The organism is Marinobacter salinus (assembly GCF_001854125.1).
Lineage (GTDB): Bacteria > Pseudomonadota > Gammaproteobacteria > Pseudomonadales > Oleiphilaceae > Marinobacter > Marinobacter salinus.
The window spans coordinates 1809881-1826141 of sequence record NZ_CP017715.1 but is presented as its reverse complement, the minus strand read 5'-3'; the positions used below and the strand labels follow the sequence as shown (position 1 = coordinate 1826141).

General features: G+C 56.0%; 14 protein-coding genes. 2 read left to right on the top strand and 12 right to left on the bottom strand.

Translation table 11 applies throughout. From position 1 onward, the window contains the following. Positions 1-5: 5 nt before the first annotated feature. Positions 6-932, bottom strand: a complete 927-nt coding sequence (locus tag BKP64_RS08370; protein WP_070968455.1) for a histone deacetylase family protein — start codon at positions 930-932, stop codon at positions 6-8. A 209-nt stretch (positions 933-1141) separates the two neighbouring features. Between BKP64_RS08370 and BKP64_RS08365 the strand changes: the two genes are divergently transcribed. Continuing rightward, the gene (locus BKP64_RS08365; RefSeq protein WP_070968453.1) at positions 1142-3886 is read left to right on the top strand and encodes a bifunctional acetate--CoA ligase family protein/GNAT family N-acetyltransferase; all 2745 of its coding nucleotides are present in this window, start codon (positions 1142-1144) and stop codon (positions 3884-3886) included. A gap of 22 nt (positions 3887-3908) precedes the next feature. Here the strand turns inward: BKP64_RS08365 and rdgC are convergent, their stop codons facing one another. The 8 genes from rdgC to BKP64_RS08325 form a co-directional block, all read right to left on the bottom strand. After that, on the bottom strand, positions 3909-4835 hold the full coding sequence (gene rdgC, locus BKP64_RS08360) for a recombination-associated protein RdgC (RefSeq protein ID WP_070968451.1): 927 nt from the start codon (positions 4833-4835) through the stop codon (positions 3909-3911). A 98-nt stretch (positions 4836-4933) separates the two neighbouring features. Next, complete coding sequence (locus BKP64_RS08355; RefSeq protein ID WP_070968447.1) at positions 4934-5134, bottom strand: DUF2788 domain-containing protein; 201 nt, start codon at positions 5132-5134, stop codon at positions 4934-4936. A 24-nt stretch (positions 5135-5158) separates the two neighbouring features. Then, positions 5159-5929, bottom strand: a complete 771-nt coding sequence (gene yaaA / locus BKP64_RS08350) for a peroxide stress protein YaaA (protein WP_070968445.1) — start codon at positions 5927-5929, stop codon at positions 5159-5161. 12 nt (positions 5930-5941) lie between these two features. After that, positions 5942-6175, bottom strand: a complete 234-nt coding sequence (locus BKP64_RS08345) for a glutaredoxin family protein (RefSeq protein ID WP_070968443.1) — start codon at positions 6173-6175, stop codon at positions 5942-5944. Continuing rightward, positions 6175-6924: a YciK family oxidoreductase gene (locus BKP64_RS08340; RefSeq protein ID WP_070968440.1), complete on the bottom strand. Its 750-nt coding sequence runs from the start codon at positions 6922-6924 to the stop codon at positions 6175-6177. The genes BKP64_RS08345 and BKP64_RS08340 overlap by 1 nt, the downstream gene beginning before the upstream one ends. Positions 6925-6982: 58 nt before the next feature. Then, on the bottom strand, positions 6983-7648 hold the full coding sequence (gene gph, locus BKP64_RS08335) for a phosphoglycolate phosphatase (protein WP_070968438.1): 666 nt from the start codon (positions 7646-7648) through the stop codon (positions 6983-6985). Beyond that, entirely contained in the window at positions 7638-8354 is a 717-nt protein-coding gene (ubiG, locus tag BKP64_RS08330) for a bifunctional 2-polyprenyl-6-hydroxyphenol methylase/3-demethylubiquinol 3-O-methyltransferase UbiG (protein ID WP_070968435.1), read from the bottom strand. The genes gph and ubiG overlap by 11 nt, the downstream gene beginning before the upstream one ends. A gap of 35 nt (positions 8355-8389) precedes the next feature. Then, a complete protein-coding gene (locus BKP64_RS08325; RefSeq protein WP_070968432.1) occupies positions 8390-9730 on the bottom strand; it encodes a TRZ/ATZ family hydrolase in 1341 nt (446 codons plus the stop codon). A 109-nt stretch (positions 9731-9839) separates the two neighbouring features. On the opposite strand from BKP64_RS08325, the gene mtnA reads away from it, so the two are divergent. Beyond that, a complete protein-coding gene (mtnA, locus tag BKP64_RS08320) occupies positions 9840-10904 on the top strand; it encodes an S-methyl-5-thioribose-1-phosphate isomerase (RefSeq protein ID WP_070968430.1) in 1065 nt (354 codons plus the stop codon). Here mtnA and BKP64_RS08315 read toward each other — a convergent pair. The 3 genes from BKP64_RS08315 to BKP64_RS08305 form a co-directional block, all read right to left on the bottom strand. Beyond that, the gene (locus tag BKP64_RS08315; protein ID WP_070968427.1) at positions 10893-11666 is read right to left on the bottom strand and encodes a helix-turn-helix domain-containing protein; all 774 of its coding nucleotides are present in this window, start codon (positions 11664-11666) and stop codon (positions 10893-10895) included. The genes mtnA and BKP64_RS08315 overlap by 12 nt on opposite strands. 19 nt (positions 11667-11685) lie before the next feature. Beyond that, complete coding sequence (locus BKP64_RS08310; RefSeq protein ID WP_070968425.1) at positions 11686-13857, bottom strand: carboxy terminal-processing peptidase; 2172 nt, start codon at positions 13855-13857, stop codon at positions 11686-11688. Between the two features lie 223 nt (positions 13858-14080). Further along, positions 14081-16231, bottom strand: coding sequence for a 3-hydroxyacyl-CoA dehydrogenase NAD-binding domain-containing protein (locus BKP64_RS08305; protein WP_070968422.1), 2151 nt, complete (start codon positions 16229-16231; stop codon positions 14081-14083). Positions 16232-16261: the final 30 nt, after the last annotated feature.

Here is a 16261-nt window from a genome sequence, read left to right as displayed (position 1 = left end):
TGAACTTAGTATACGGCGTTCAGCACTTCCAGATGGGCCGTCACGCTCTCGGCTAGCGCTTTGAGGTGATAGCCGCCTTCCAGAGTTGAGATGATCCGGTCGTTGGAATAATCACTGGCAAGGTTGGTGATCATTTCCGTCAGCCAGCGATAATCTTCTGTTTCCAGGTTCAGTTCCGCCATCGGGTCCAGCTTGTGGCTATCAAAGCCGGCTGAAATCAGAATAACCTGTGGTTTGAAATCCTGAAGTTTTTTCACCCATGCGGTCTCCACCGCTTTTCGATACTCAAGGGCAGAACACCCGGCTTCAATAGGCGCATTGACGATATTGGGTGCCTGCCGGTGTACGTGGGAGTGTGGGTAAAAAGGGTGCTGGAAACTGGAGCACATCAGAATGCGTTCATCGCCACCGACGATGTCAACCGTACCATTGCCCTGGTGGACATCGAAATCAATGATGGCGACGCGCTCAAGGTGGTGAAAATTCAGGGCGCGCATGGCGGCAAGTGCGACGTTGTTATAGAAACAGAATCCCATGGACTTGCTGCGTTCCGCGTGGTGTCCGGGAGGTCGTGCGCAGATAAAAGCATTGGTTACCTGGCTGCTCATGACCATATCGACAGCCTGAATGTTTGCGCCGGCGGCCAAGCGTGCGGCACGGAGAGTATCCGGCATCATGGCAGTATCCGGATCGGTAAAGACGCGGCCCCGGGTAGGCTGCATCAGTTCAAGCTGGTGCAGGTATTTTTCCGGATGAACCATCAGCAACTGGTCGCGGGTGATCTCTTCAGGCCTGACCCAGTCCAGCTCTTGTTCGAGCTTGGTGTCAGCAATGTAGCTGAGAATGGTTGAGATCCGCTCAGGACACTCCGGGTGTTCCGGGCCCATGTTGTGTCGCAGACAGTCATCGTGGGAAAAGAATGCCGTGGTCATACGTCTCTGAATGCCTTGGGTATGCTTGTATTTTCATCAATCTTATCAGGGATAACCACAGGGTGCCGTGTTTCTTTGGTCTTAGAGGTAAGGTCGCCGTTTTAGATCAATTCACCTCCGCCCAAGATAAGGTATACACTCATAAGTAACCTGTTTTATTAAAATTATCACCGACGCGGCCCCAGGGTCGGATTCTAAGGAGAGCCAGTTTGAGCACCCGGTATCTGGAAAGTCTGTTCAATCCTGCATCCATCGCAATAATTGGTGCATCCGAACGGGCAGACAACCTTGGTGGTATGGTGCTGCGAAATCTTATGGGGGGTGGCTACCCTGGCCGACTTCTTGTGGTTAACCAGAACGATTACGACAATGTGCATGGCGTTCCCTGTGTGAAAAAAGTGTCGAAAATGGACTTTTCGCCCGACTTGGCCATTATCTGCACACCTCCGGATACTGTCGCTAAAACAATCAAACGTCTTGGCGAATCGGGTGTCCGGACGGCAATTGTCATGACCGGGGGAATGTCCCGGGCACACAGTAAAACCGGCCAGCCGCTGATGTATTCGGTAAGAGAAGCCGCCAGAGAAACCGGGATTCGTGTCCTCGGCCCGAATACCATTGGCCTGATGGTTCCGGCTCGCAGCCTTAACGCAACCTATGCGCATATGGGGGCGATCCCGGGACGCGTGGCCTTTGTCGGCCAGTCCGGCGCGATTGCCAGTTCCGTTATTGACTGGGCGTTTGCCAGGGGCGTGGGGTTTTCCTATTTTCTGACCCTCGGAGATGGCATGGATATCGATCACGATGACCTGATCGATTACCTCGCCCAGGACACTCAGACCCGCGCCATTCTTCTGCACATCGAGAACATTCCCAATCCACGGCGTTTTATGTCTGCTGTGCGGGTCGCATCCCGAACCAAACCGGTGATCGCCGTGAAATCAGGCCGCGTACCGGAATCCGAGTGGTTCCCTCACGAGCTACCCGCCGGGCTGACACGGAGTGATCCGATATACGATGCCATGCTCCAGCGGGCGGGTGTCCTGAGAGTGGACGGTCTTGGGCAGATGTTTGATGCCCTTGAGACGCTGACCCGGATGCGTCCCTTGCGTAGGGAAACGCTGGCGATCATGGCCAATGGGGTTGGCCCGGGGGTGCTGGCGGTGGACCGGCTTGCCGACCTGGGCGGAGAACTGGCGAACCTGTCCCCATCGTCCATTGATGCTCTGGCAGAGTTGCTCCCGCCTTACTGGGGGCGTCGAAACCCCATTGACCTCAACTACGATGCTTCGCCGGCGTTATACGGCCAGGCCATCAAGATTCTTGCGAAAGATCCCGAGGTGGCAAATGTCCTGGTTATGTACGCCCCGAGTCTGACCGAGGACAGCCTGCAGATTGCCGACGCTGTCGTGCAGGCTTCGAAGGGCACTCGTCTGAACGTGTTTACCTGCTGGCTGGGACAAAGCACGGTGATGGATTCCCGTGAAGAGTTTTACCGGGCTGGTCTGCCGTCCTTCTTTAATCCGGAAAAGGCTGTCATGGCCTTTATGCAGCATGTCCGTCACCAGCGTGTGCAGCGGCTGCTCACGGAAACGCCGGAATCATTCACGGATCATTTTGATGATCGAACCCATACCCGTCGGGTTGTGATGAATGCGGTCAGGGCAGGGCGAAAACATCTTTCGAACCGGGAGGCCCGGGATCTGATCCAGGAATACGGCATCAACACCATCGATACCATGTACTGCGATGATATCGAAGAAGTGCTGGAGGTGTTTGCTGTGGAACGGCGCCCGGTAGACATAACTATTATCCACGAGCAGGCGTGCCACCCGTTTCTGAATCTTAGTCCCACTCAACGGCGTTACAAGGGCACGATGCAGAAACTGAACAGTGAGGCTGCAATCATGGATGCCTGCCGGTTTCTGATGGAGGAATACCAGAAACACTTCCCGGAAAGCGGCTTTCTGGGTTTCGCGGTTCAGCGCTCCTACCAGCATGTCGGGGGTATTGAGTTCAATGTGGGGATTACCCGGGACGCCCTGTTCGGGCCGCTGGTGGTGTGTGGCGCAGCCGGTGCCCAGATAAACGTTATGACCGATCGCCAGATTGCATTACCACCCCTGAACATGGTTTTGGCCAGAGAGCTGCTCCGGCGCACTTACATGTTCAAGCTTCTGAAAGAACATAGCCTGAAACCGGAAGAGGATATCCGGGCGGTATCGGAAACACTGGTCACCCTGTCTCAGATCGTCATTGATATGCCCGACATTCAGGGGCTGGAAATCTCACCGCTGCTTTTCAACGAGCAGGGTGCGGTGGCGGTGAATATCGCGATCAATCTGGCCGAGAAGCCGGGTCGGCCAATTATCCAACCTTACCCGAGGGAACTGGAAGAATGGATTGTGCTTCCGAAATCGGGGCGCCGGGTGATCATAAGGCCAGTACTGGCTGAAGATGAGCCCGCCCACCGGGCCTTTCATGAGTTGCAATCACCAGAGTCCATTCGCTACCGCTTCTTCCAGTACCGAAAGCATTTCTCCCGGGAGGACGTTGCCCAAATGGTGCAGATCGACTATGACCGGGAGATGGTGTTTATTGCGAACGCACCGCGGGAAGATAGCGAGGGGGAAGAAACCCTGGGGACTGTGCGAACCTGGACAGATGCAGACAACTTGCAGTGTGAATTTGCGGTGATGGTCCATGACAAAATGAAGGGTGAAGGTCTGGGCGCCGCGCTGATGCAGAAGATGATCGAATACTGTCGCGCCCGGGGGACCATGGAAATGGTGGGTAATGTGCTACCGGATAACCGGCCTATGCTGCAGCTGGCGGAACACCTGGGGTTCGAGATCAAATTCAACGTAGAGGAAGAAGTTATGGATTTGCGGCTGGTATTGAATGAGCCAGAGAAGGACTGGCAGCGGGAGAGGTTGGGCAAGAGCGTCCACTGAGGGAAGCCCTTGCCCGGGAGAATTATTCCTCTACGATCGCGGAGCGATCTTCTCCGCCCAGGGCTTCCAGTAAGCCGGGAAAGAGGCGTGACAATTCCAGAGTCATCAGGGTGAAGGCTGCATCAAACTTGGCGATGGCGTCGTCTGCATCCACATCATCCAGCTGGTCCTGCAAGGTCTCACCAAATTTCAGTCGGCGGATCCCCAGTTCTTCATCCAGAACAAAGGACACATTGTCATCCCAGGTAAGTGACAGTTTGGTTACCTGCATGCCCGCATCCAGATGATTGCGGATTTCGTCGGCCCTCAGGTCCAGCCCCTTGCAGCGGACCACGCCGCCGTCTTCGGACGGGTCTTTCAGCTCGCATTCGCTGCCCAGTTCAACCTGGGCCGGCAGATCGATGGTTTCGGTCAGCCAACCGGTAAATGTAAAGGCCGGTGCCTGCTCCACAGCCGGTGGGCGAACCGGAAGTGATCCCAGGCTTTTGCGCAGGGTTGAGGCGAGATCCTCGGCTTGCTTGGCGGAGCCGGCGTCAACCACGAGAACGCCGTCCTTGGGAGCCAGGTAAGCAAAACAGCGACGGTTCTTTGAAAATGCCTGGGGTAGCATTTCCAGCATCACCTGCTCCTTGATTTCATCCTTCTCCTTGCGGCGGACCTTGCGGCCCTGTTCAATTTCGATGGCTTCTGCTTTTTCTTCCACGGCTTCTTTAACAACCTGGCCCGGCAGAATTTTATCTTCCCTTCTCAGGGCAATCAGGTGGTAGCCATTGGCACTGTGCACCATTTGTTCGCCATGCTTGCCAAGCGGAGGCACCCACCCCTGCCGGGTGGTTTCCTGAGGTCCACAGGGCTTGAAGGCGTCAGCTTGCAGCTTTTCATCCAGCTCTTCGGCAGAGATGTCGAAAGGTTTGGTAAAACGGAAAACACGGGCATTACGAAACCACATCAGGGTTGGTCCTTGCTCTAGAGTCTATTCAGATGATGTTTAAAGGGGAGGGGATGATACGGCCACCTGGTGGTGGCCGTAAAGTGACGGGCGGGGCGTCAGATCTGCAGGATCTCAACAAGGACGGTCTTGACGATGAAACCCACCACGCCGGCGCCCAGCACCGTAAAAAGCGCAATCGTGCCGAATTTACCGGCCTGTGACTTCTTGGCCAGATCCCACACGATAAAACCCATCCAGACAATCAGGCCGGTAAGAAATACCAGCATGGCAATCTGGGAAAAGACAGCTTCGTTCATGACTTACTCCGATCTCAACTTGGTTTACTGTTCATCCCGCAGGAAAACCCAGTTGTTCTTGTCGGACTGGTCTTCGCTGAAATAGTAGCCTTCGATGTTGAAGCCCTTGAGGTCGTCAGCCTGTGTAATGCGATTCCGGATCGCATACCGGCACATCAGCCCACGGGCTTTTTTGGCGTAAAAGCTGATCATCTTGTACTGGCCGTTTTTCCAGTCCTTGAACTGGGGGGTGACGAGTCGGCCTTCAAGCTCTTTCTTCTTCACGCTCTTGAAGTATTCATTGGAAGCCAGATTGACCAGTACGCCATCATCGGCGGTAAGCAAGCGGTTTATCTCTTTGGTAATCTGGCTGCCCCAGAAGGCATAAAGATCTTTACCGCGTTTGTTCTCGAACCGTGTGCCCATTTCCAGGCGATAGGGCTGCATCAGGTCCAGCGGCTTCAGGATTCCGTAAAGGCCGGACAGCATGCGCAGGTGCTCCTGAGCAAACGCGAAATCGTCATCGCTAAAGCTTTCTGCGCCCAGGCCGGTGTAGACGTCGCCCTTGAATGCCAGTACCGCCTGGCGCGCGTTGTCTGGCGTGAAGGGCGTATGCCAGTTACGGAAACGCTCAGCATTGAGCTGTCCCAGCTTGTCACTGATGCCCATCAGGTTGCTGACCTGGTGGGGCTCCAGTTCTTTGAGCTGGTCGATCAGCTCGCAGGCGTCATCCAGGAAGTCTGGCTGGGTATAGGCTTCTGTCGCCAGGGGGCTCTCGTAATCGAGAGTTTTGGCGGGAGAAATAACCATTAGCATGTGGGGCAATCCTCATTGCAGAAACATAAGTAACTGATCACTGGTAAACGGCCAGTCCAGTTCGGCACCGGTGTCATTCCGGCGAAGCACGGGAATACGGGTGCCGTAACGTTCAACCAGTTCTTCGGACTGGGCAATATCCACGACGTCTACCGGAATGGGCTCCGGCATGGGGGTATTGACCAGCAGGGCTTCAGCCAATTCGCAAAGGTGGCACTGCGACGTTGTGTAAAAAAACAGTTCCATTACTTGGGCTGCGCATCCAGTTGCTGGCCATTAACACCGTTACTGTCCTTGCCCATGAGATACAGATAAACCGGCATCAGGTCTTCCGGTGCGGGATTCTGTTGTGGGTTCTCCGCCGGATAGGCGCGGGCACGCATATTGGTACGGGTTGCCCCTGGATTCAGACTGTTCACTCGAACATTGTGGCGCTCGTCGTCGAGCTCGTCCGCCAGCAACTGGCTGAGACCTTCAATCGCAAATTTGGAAACGGCATAGGCGCCCCAGTAGGCTTTAGCCTTGCGGCCAACGCCTGACGAGGTAAAGATCACTGACGCCCCAGTGGACTTTCGCAACAGGGGGATCATGGCGCGGCTCAGCAAAAACGGCGCTGTTGAGTTCACATGCATTACCTTGTTCCAGGTTTCCGGGTCGTACAGTTCAACCGGGCTGCGGTCACCAAGAATGGCGGCGTTGTGGAGAATCCCGTCAAGGTGACCGAAGTTGTCTTCAATGGTCATGGCCAGCTCTTCGTAATCCTTGACCGCAGCGCCCTCAAAATTCATGGGCACGATGGCCGGTTTTGGATGGCCGGCGGCCTCGATCTCATCGTACACCGATTCCAGCTTGGAAACGGTACGTCCTACAAGGATCACCGTGGCTCCGTGAGCGGCATAGGCCTTTGCCGCGGCCAGACCAATGCCGCTGCCAGCGCCCGTCACCATGATGATGCGGTCTTGCAGAAGATCGGCGGGTGCTTGGTAATCTTGCATAACCTGTCTCCGTGTCAGGCTGTGACCGGTTCTGGGAACCGGTTAAGAAATTCGGGATCTATTGTAACAGTTTTGCCAGATCGCTGACGGTGTCTGCGATCATGTCCGCTTGCCACAGGTCAACGGTCTCCGGCTCTTCTATGTATCCATACCGGACGGCAATGGTTTGCATCCCCGCATTGCGTCCCGCCTCGATGTCACGTTCGTGATCACCCACGTAGACGGCCTGCGAAGGGTCGGCTTCAATCTGTTTGCAGGCGAGAAACAGCGCTTCCGGGTGTGGCTTGCGCTCGGCAACGTGATCCGGGCAGATGACAACGGCACAACGTTGGGCGAGACCGAGTGCTTCCACAAGCGGCGCAGCGAATCGTGCCGGCTTGTTGGTGACAATGCCCCACGGAACGCCTCGTGATTCCAGGCTTCGCAGAATCTGGTCCATGCCGTCGAAAAGAGTTGTCTCTATGGCGACGCCAGCTTCATAAAGGTCGAGGAATGCCGTGTGCTTGTCTGTGTAATCCGGATGTTCGGGCTCCAGGCCAAAGCCCACCCGCACCATGGCACGCGCCCCATTGGACACGGAGCGCCGGATCTGCTCGGCGGGAAGGGCTTCGAGCCCATGCTGTTGCCTGAGCTGGTTAAGGCATCGGATGAAATCCGGCGCGGTGTCAATCAGCGTGCCATCCAGATCGAACAGGACTGCAGAAGGAGCTGATTCAGGCGTCATGGGTGTCCCGGGCATACATCAGGTAATTTACGTCCACGTCGCGACCAAGCTTGTAGGCCTTGGTTATCGGGTTGTACGTCATGCCTGTGAGTTCCAGGACCTCGAGTCCGGCATGGCGGAGGTGATCGGACATTTCAGACGGGCGAATGAATTTCTTCCACTCGTGCGTTCCCTTGGGTAGCAGGTTGAGAATATATTCAGCACCCACAATAGCGAACAGAAACGATTTGGGGTTGCGGTTGATGGTGGAAACAAACATGTGGCCGCCCGGCTTGAGCATGGTTGAGCATGCCCTGATAACGGAGGCTGGATCGGGAACGTGTTCCAGCATTTCCAGACAGGTTACAACGTCATACTGACCCGCGTGTTGAGGGTCTTCCGCCAGGGCTTCCACGGTAGTCTGGCGATAATCGACCTTGATACCACTCTCCAGGCCGTGCAATTTCGCCACTGCAAGCGGCGCTTCACCCATGTCGATGCCGGTTACGTGAGCGCCTCTCTGGGCCATGCCTTCGGAGAGAAGGCCACCACCGCAGCCGACATCCAGTACCCGCTTGCCCGCAAGAGGAACCCGTTCATCGATGTAGTTTAACCGCAGCGGATTGATGTCATGCAGTGGCCGAAATTCGCTGCTGGGGTCCCACCAGCGACTGGCCAGTGCCTCGAACTTGGCGATTTCGTTCCGGTCTACATTCTGGTTTGTCATGGTCTGTTCTGCCTGATGAATCTGTCGGAATTCGGTTATTGGGCCTGCTGATTTCGGATTCGTTCCATCCAGCCATCGACCCGGAGCATTAGATCTGCGACATCAATGCGGGTGAGTGTGCCTTCCTGTAATTGAGGTACGCCATTGATCCAGCTATGGCTTACTGCACGGCCATGATTGCTGTAGACGAGGTGGGAGGCCGGGTCATAGACAGGCTGTAAAAACGGGTCGCTCAGATCGACGGCAATGATGTCGGCGAGTTTTCCAGGCACAAGGGAGCCCAGTTCGTGATCCCGACCTATAGCCCTGGCGCCATTGAGTGTCGCCATGGTTAGTGCCTGATGGGCCGAAAGGGCAGTGGCATCGTCTGCCACGACCTTGGCGATCATTGCCGCGGTGCGCAGTTCCCCGAACAGGTCCAGATCGTTGTTGCTGGCAGCACCGTCGGTGCCAATGGCGACGTTGATACCGGCATCCATCAGTTTCTGAACGGGGCAAAGCCCACTCGCAAGCTTGAGGTTGGATTCGGGGCAGTGAATGACATGAGCGCCGGACTCGACAATTGATCTGAGATCGGAATCGTCAACCTGAGTCATGTGCACACACTGCGTATTCGGGCCCAGGATGCCCATCTCGGCCAAACGCGCAACGGGACGTTTGCCTTGCTTTTCGAGTGATTCGGTTACTTCGAATGCCGTCTCATGCAGGTGAATCTGGATAGGAGCACCGGTCTCTTCGGACAGATTGAGCGCCTTGAGCAGTGGACCATCGGAGACAGTGTAGGGAGCATGTGGCCCGATTGCCGGTGTTATGTACTCGTCGCCCTTCCACGTTTTGATGAGCGCTTCACCTTTGCTCAGGTATTCGTCTGGTCCTGACCCCCATACGGTCGGGAAGTCGAGCAGCGGAAAGCTGATCTGGGCCCGCATGCCTGCGTCATGGGCGGCCTGGGCGGCAATTTCCGGGAAGAAGTACATGTCAGAGAATGTTGTCGTTCCTGTGCGCAGCATTTCCGCCATGGCGAGTTGCGTGCCGTCAGCAATGAACTGCTCACTGATAAACGCGCCCTCCGCCGGCCAGATATGTTCGTTGAGCCATGTCATCAGCGGTAAGTCATCCGCTATACCCCGGAATAGCGACATCGCGGCATGACCATGGAGATTGATCAGTCCCGGCATGACGACGTGATTGGGCAGATTAACCGTTTCCCGGGTTCGAAACCGCAGATCGGCCTCTTGCTGCGAAACCACCGCTGCAATCCTTGACCCCTGAATAATGACCGCCTGATGTTCAAGTACCACGGCTTCGGGTTCGATGGGTATGAGCCACCGGGAATTGATTCGGATATCGGCTGCGGTGATGGTGTCTGCCGTCATTTACCTGCCTTAATTGCGGCGCGTAGGAGAAGTCGCGCTTTGGAAATGTAGCCCGGAAGTATAAACGTTATACTGGCGGTTTTCAGCGTTTCAGACATGGAGCTGTTTTATGGCGAACTCCCCCTTACCTCCTTCTTCAAGGGCGATCGGCACGGTTGCGATGCGCTGGCATGGGGCCAGTCTTGAGTTGCTGGACCAGCGCTTGCTGCCCATGGAGGAACACTGGATTACAGTTGAGGGTGCCTCCGGCGTTTCTCAGTGTATCCGGGACATGGTGGTTCGCGGGGCTCCCGCCATTGGTATCAGCGCTGCCTATGGCGTCGCATTGGCCGCTCGCCATGCCGGCGGCGGTGACTGGAAAGCAGAAATCAAACAGGCTATTCGCGAGCTGGCGGCTTCCAGGCCAACCGCGGTTAACCTGTTCTGGGCGTTGCAGCGGATGGAACGGGTATTCCACAAATGCCATTCCCTGGATGAAGCCAGCAAGCGTCTGGCCGCTGAGGCGGTCACTATCCACGAAGACGATCTGGCGGCCAACCTGGCTATGGCGGGTAATGCCCTGGAGGTGATGCATCCGGAAGCGCCCATCTCAGTGCTCACTCATTGCAATACCGGCGCATTGGCAACTGGTGGCTATGGCACGGCTCTGGGGGTCATTCGTCGCCTTCATGAGAAAAACCTGCTGACAATGGTGTATGCAGATGAAACCCGGCCCTGGCTTCAGGGAAGCCGTCTGACTGCATGGGAGTTGGCACAGGATAGTATTCCGGTCACTTTGAACGCGGACGGCGCCGCCGCGGCCATTCTTGCACAAGGTGATGTGCGATGGGTTGTAGTGGGTGCAGACCGGATAACAGCCAACGGGGATGTGGCTAACAAGATTGGAACCTACAGCCTTGCTGTGCTGGCTCGCCATCACAAAGTGGGGTTTATGGTTGTCGCACCTTCAAGCACTATCGATATGTCACTGGCGGCGGGTACGGACATTCCGATTGAGGAACGCGACGGTTCGGAAGTTCGAGAGATTCGCGGCATCCCCCTGGCACCCGAAGGAATCAAGGTTTTTAATCCGGTCTTTGACGTCACTCCGGCAAGCCTGATTGATGCCATCGTGACCGAGAAGGGGGTCGTTCATAATCCGAATATTACGGGAATGCGGGATCTATTTGGTTGAAGGCTTGTCATTTCTGGTGCCAGGCGGTTCGTGGGTCTCGGCCCCTTTTTCATAGGTGGCTCTCAATTCGGCCACCTGGCGCTCTTGTTCCTCGACAAAATGAAGGGACATCTCGAAACTCTGGCGAGTAAAGTCCAGGACCTTCCGGAAACCTTCGTCGGTCAGGGTCCGGGCATCGTCGTGTCGGCGGAAAATATTGATGAATTCCCGCTCCCTCTCGAATTGTAGTGGCAGTCGTCCCACCCCCCAGTCATTTAGAGCCTGCCAGACTTCGGGGTTATAGTGGCGCGTGGTTCGCATGATGAAGGGAATGGGGTCGTTGCGTGCAATCAGTGCTGCAAGCCGCAGGATCAATTCGAAGGAAAGGGTGGCGGTGCCGTTTTCAATTGCCTCAAGCACCGACTTGTCTTTCAGGTTCAGTGCTTCACTCATTTCTGACAGGGTCAGACCGGCCACCTCGCGGATATCCTTGAGTGATCGGCCGGCCGTCAACATGGCCCGGAGCTGATCCTGCGAACTGATCAGTGCCCGGCCCACTCTCAATGAGGTGTCAGTCGCCCGGGCACCCAGGCGAAGCGCCGAACCTGTAAGGCTGGTGAGCCGGTTTAGCAGGCCTTCAGGGCCTTTTTGCATGCTGTCCCCAGGCTTCTCCAGTCCTTCCACTTCCTCCAGCGAGCGCATCGCATGGAGTGCATCCAGCAGCATGTCCTGTACGGCGCGTGCCTTTTGCCGACTGTCTTCAGTTCCGGCCTTTTCGGTCATTCTCCGGCGCCTTCACAAGTTATTGGGTTGGCGTTTGAGCCGCATATTGCTGGGGCGTCAGGATCGACGCCATATGCTGATCCAATTCCAGCATGTCAGCCATAATGTCGCCGCCTTCCCGAATCACGAAATCCAGTTCGTCATCGGTCGTGTCCAGATCTGCCGCCTGCTGATCCTGCCAGTCTTCAAGCTCTTCAAGGCTTTCAAACGGTGCTTCACCACGCAGTTCCCGGCGGGCATTGGCAATGGTCAGGCGCGTACGCTCGATCTGTTCATGCTGATTTTTGCGTTCATCCATATTCAGGCTGACCGAGTCCATTTCGCGCTGCTTTTTGAGGAAATCGATTTCCTGTTGCAGCAGGCCGAACTCGGGGCTGGTGGCAAAGCGCTCGTCGTGACGTTTTCGCAGTTCATCGATAATGCCACTGAAATCAAAGTACCTGGTGTGGGGTACGGCTTCGATCTGATCCCAGGGCAGGGCGTGGTCAAGCGCATCCTCGCCAATGCGTTTTTTATCAATCCGTGAGGGTATTTCAATATCCGGAATGACGCCCTTGTGCTGGGTAGACCCGCCGGATACCCGGTAGAACTTGGACTGGGTGATTTTCAGTTGCCCATGGTTCAGGGGCCGTACCGCCTGGACTGTGCCTTTGCCGAAGGTCTGTGACCCTACCACGAGCCCGCGCCCGTAATCCTGGATCGCCCCGGCAAAAATTTCGGAGGCGGAGGCGCTCATACGGTTGGTGAGGACAACCAGAGGGCCGTCGTAAGCGATTGACGGATCCTCATCGTTTAAAACCTGTACATCATTGTTTGCGTTGCGGATCTGTACGGTCGGGCCCTGGTCGATGAACAGGCCAACCAGGTCATTTGCTTCGTGCAGCGCACCACCACCGTTGTTGCGCAGGTCAATGACGAGCCCGTTGACACCATCCTGCTCAAGCTCGGCAATGAGTTTGCGCACGTCCCTGGTGGTACTCTTGTAATTGGGGTCCCCGGCCTGCATGGCCTGAAAGTCCGCATAGAATGTGGGGATCGTGATGACGCCGATCTTGTAGTCGCTGCCCCCGCGCTCGAGCTCAATGACATCTTTACTCGCGCTTTGTTCCTCCAGCTTGACCTCATCCCGCTTGATGGCAATCGCCTTGGTAATGGTTTCGTCGCTGGCGTTGGCCGGGATCACCTCCAGGGTTACCACGGAATTTCTCGGACCCCGAATCAGGTCCACCACTTCATCCAGACGCCAACCGATCACGTTGACAGCTTTTTCATCCTCCTGCGTAACCGACACAATACGGTCTGCAGGTTGCAGCTGGCCCTGTTTGGATGCGGGACCACCGGGCACCAGGCGAACCACCTTGGTGTACTCGTTATCCGACTGCAACACCGCCCCGATGCCTTCCAGAGAGAGGCTCATATTGATGTTGAAATTCTCTGAAGTCCGCGGCGAAAAATAGGAGGTATGAGGGTCCCACATGCCGGTGAAGGCATTCATGTAAGCTTGGAAAGCGTCTTCACTGCGGGCCTGGTAGGCGCGCTTGAGCTGACCCTCGTAACGACGTTGCAGGTTGTCTTCGATGGTTTCATCATCCGCCCCGTTGAGGCGCTGGGCCAGAACCGCGTTCTTGATTCGCTTGACCCAGAGTTCATCCAATGCCTGTTGATCCGCTTCCCAGCTGGCGTCAGATCGATCCAGCAAGATGCTCTCGTTCCTGTTGAAGTCGAGCTGGTCGATGCCCTGGCCAACCAGATTCAGGGCAAAGCGAAGGCGATCAATGACACGCTGCTGAACCAGATTGTAGATATCAAAGCCGGGTTGGAGCTGGCCGGTTTTCAGAGCCGAGCCCAATTGCGTCTTCACCCGGTCGAACTTGTTAAGATCTTCCTGTGTCAGGTAAATGCGCTGGCCATCCAGGTATTCCAGGTAGGCGTCGAACACGTCCCCGGAGAGTTCATCGCTCATGCCCAGGTCCCGGAAATGGGTGAACTGCAATTGGCGGGCAATGAGGATATTGGCTCTGGCCTGGTCAATGGTTGGGGCGACCGGTTCATAGACCCGGGCGTCGTCCATTTTGGCCTGCAAGCCCGTGGCTGCAGTGAACAGCAGGGCGACAGTCAGTGCTTTGCAGATGCCTGACCGGCTGGTATTGGCCGACGAATGACGAGCCATAATTCTTTCCGCGATGGTCATAAATACGTACCTGACGGTGCTGGGCGAAAGTTCATGGATACTGAACTCTACTATACCCGGTTGCGAATAAATTTATTGTAGGCAAGCGGTACACCCGTTGCCATAGGCAGGGCGTATCGATTCGTGACAATCTGTCCATGAACCCGGCAGGTTGGTAACACGCCAGGGCTGGAAATGCGGAGAAAGGACGGGGCCGGAGGGGGCAAGCCTCCGGCAATGATGCTCAGGCAAACTCGGTGTTGGTTTCTGCCTTCTCAAGCAAGAGTCCGGGCGGCGTAAATCGATCGCCATGCAGTTCCGCCAGCGCCTTTGCGCGTTCTGCAAAGGCACGCACACCGTATTGGTTGATAAACTGGATGGCACCGCCAGTCCAGGGTGCATAGCCGATACCGAAAATGCTGCCGACGTTGGCGTCTTCCACGGTGCGCAGAACGCCCTCTTCAAGGCAGCGGACTGTTTCGATCGCCTGTATGAACAGTATCCGGTCTTTCAGGTCCTGCAGCTTCACAGCGTGAGCTTTGGCGGAATCCACATAAAGGCGTTCCAGTTCAGGCCAGAGGTATTTCTTTCCATTCTCCGGGTATTCATAGAATCCGGAGCCTGCGGCCTTACCTTTGCGCCCATGCTCATTAACCATCTGGTCAATCACTGCTCCCGCGGGATGGGGATTCCAGGTACCACCGGCGGCTTCTGTGTCCTTTTTGCTCTGATCACGAATATGCTGCATCAGGGTCATGCTGACTTCATCAGAAATGGCCAGGGGGCCGACCGGCATGCCCGAGAGCAGGCCGGCGTTTTCGATGCTTGACGGGTGAATACCCTCGGCCAGCATACAAATGCCTTCGTTGACGAAGGTGCCGAATACCCGGGATGTGAAAAAGCCGCGGCTATCGTTAACCACAATGGGAATCTTGCCGATCTGTTGCACATAATCGAAAGCGCGGGCCAGGGTTTCTTCAGAGGTTTTCTTGCCGACGATGATTTCCACCAGCTGCATTTTGTCTACCGGAGAGAAAAAATGCAGGCCGATGAAGTTTTCCGGCTTGGCCGAGGCGTCCGATAGTTGAGTGATAGGAATGGTGGAGGTGTTGGAGGCGAAAATACCATTTGGCGCCAGCCTCGGTTCAGACTCCCGGGTTACCGTCGCCTTAAGGTTGCTGTCCTCGAACACGGCTTCAATCACCAGGTCGCAACCGGCCAGGTCATCCGCGGAATCGGTGGCGTGGATACGCTTGAGAATGTCCGTTTTCTGTTCTTCGGTTATCCGCCCACGACTGACTCTTTTGGCCAGGAGTTTTTCCGAGTAGCTTTTGCCTTTTTCGGCGTTTTCCACCGATACGTCTTTCAGTATCACCTCAATGTCCCGTGAGGCCGTGGAATAGGCGATACCCGCTCCCATCATGCCCGCACCCAGGACGCCCACTTTTTTGAAGGTGCCCTTGTCAGTGCCGTCAGGGCGGCTGCCCCCGGCCTTGATGGCATTTAACTGGAACCAGAAGGTGCCCGTCATGTTCTTGGCCACCTGACCAATCACCAGTTCGGCGAAGTAACGGGTCTCAATAAGACTGCCGTTGTCAAAGTCCACCTGGGCGCCTTCAACAGCAGCAGAGAGGATTCGCTCCGGTGCCGGATAGCAGCCCTTGGTTTTCTGTCTCAGCATGGCCGGAGCAATAGAGAGCTTCTGGGCCATGGCGGGGTGATGCGGCGCACCGCCAGGAAACTTGAAACCTTTCTGGTCCCACGGCTGCTGACATTTGGGATTGGCTTCAATGAATGCGCGCGTCCTGGCCATCATATCTTCGGGAGAATCGGCGATTTCATCCACAATTCCGGCCTTCAGCGCGGCCTTTGGATTCGTCTTCTTGCCCTCCATGAGGTAAGGGAGCGCGGCTTCAAGGCCAATCATTCGGGGTAGGCGCTGGGTTCCGCCTCCGCCGGGGAGGAGGCCCAGAGTCACTTCCGGCAGGCCAAGTTGGATCGAGTCCTTGTTCAGCACCACGCGGTGGTGGCAGGCGAGGGCAATTTCCAGCCCGCCGCCTAGCGCGCTGCCGTTAATGGCGGCTACCACGGGCTTGCCACTCGTCTCGAGATACCGCATACCGGCTTTCAGGCCGTTAACCATCTCCTCGAATGTCCCGGCGTCTTCACGGGTGACCCTGTGCAGTTCTTTGAGGTCGCCGCCGGCAAAGAAGGTTTTCTTGGCGGAGGTGATGATAATGCCGCGAATCTTGTCGAGGTCCGTCTTTACCCTGGCGACTGTTTCTGCCAGACCTTCCCGGAAAGCGGCGTTCATGGTGTTGGCAGACTGGCCGGGCATGTCAATGGTGAGGGTCAGAATCTGGTCCGAACCCAGGTCGTAACGAATAGTGCTCATAGTCGGTTCTCCTTGCAGAAAAGTGTTGGG